Genomic DNA, 1,003 nt, shown 5'->3' with positions numbered 1-1,003 from the left:
GCCGGCCTCGGCTGCGTTGAAGTGGCAGTGGCTGCGCCAGTTGCACGCCGACTTCGGTCAGGCCGACGCGTCCCTGCACGCCGACCTGGCCGCATTCGAACGCGACGGCGGCAGCGCCCTACACGCGCATGCCGCGTTCGCCGCGCAGGACTTCGGCGATGCCGATCCGGGTCTGCACCGCTTCGCGCAGTGGCTGGCCGCGCGCAGTTGGGCCGACGTGCAGCGGCAGTCACGCGCCGACGGCATGGGCATCGGCCTGATCGCCGACCTGGCGGTCGGCTTCGACGCGCATGGTGCCGAGGCCGCGGCGTGGCCGCAGGCGGTGCTGCAGGGGCTGGAACTGGGCGCGCCGCCGGACGCGTTCAACGGCGATGGCCAGGCCTGGGGCATCTGCGGCTATGCGCCGACCGCGCTGCGCGCCACCGGCTTCGCGCCGTTCATCGAACTGCTGCGCGCGGTGATGCGCGATCGCGGCGGCGTGCGCATCGACCACATCCTCGGTCTACTGCGGCTGTGGGTGATTCCGCGCGGCGCACCCTCCTCCACCGGCGTGTACCTGCGCTATCCGCTGCACGACCTGCTGCGCCTGCTGGCGCTGGAATCCTGGCGGCACCGCGCGATCGTGATCGGCGAGGACCTGGGCGTGGTGCCGGACGGCATCCGCGCGGAACTGTCGCGCCGCGGGGTGATGGGCATCGACGTGCTGCTGTTCACCCGCGACCGCGCCGGCGCGTTCCTGCCACCGGCACAGTGGCGCCCCGACGCACTCGCCACCACCACCACTCATGACCTGCCGACTCTGCGCGGCTGGCGCCGCGGCGAGGACATCGACTGGCGCCGGCGCCTGCAGTTGAGCGACGCCGCGCAGCAACATGCCGACCACCAGGCACGCACCGACGATGTCGCGCGCATGGACCAGGCGGTCGCCGCGGCGCTGCCGCCCGCGCAGGCCGCCGACCCGGAACTGGGCGCGCTGCGCTTCGTCGCCGCCACGCCGTCGCCG

General features: G+C 73.9%; 1 protein-coding gene. It reads left to right on the top strand.

The window, feature by feature from the left end:
• A partial coding sequence (locus D588_RS0117350; protein WP_017916883.1) for a 4-alpha-glucanotransferase occupies positions 1 to 1,003 on the top strand: 1,003 nt, incomplete at both ends.

Origin of the sequence: Xanthomonas sp. SHU 308 (assembly GCF_000364645.1) — a bacterium.
In the GTDB taxonomy this organism is placed as follows: Bacteria; Pseudomonadota; Gammaproteobacteria; order Xanthomonadales; family Xanthomonadaceae; genus Xanthomonas_A; species Xanthomonas_A sontii.
Note: the sequence above shows the minus strand (reverse complement) of the source record. Positions and strands in the feature narration are given on the sequence as shown.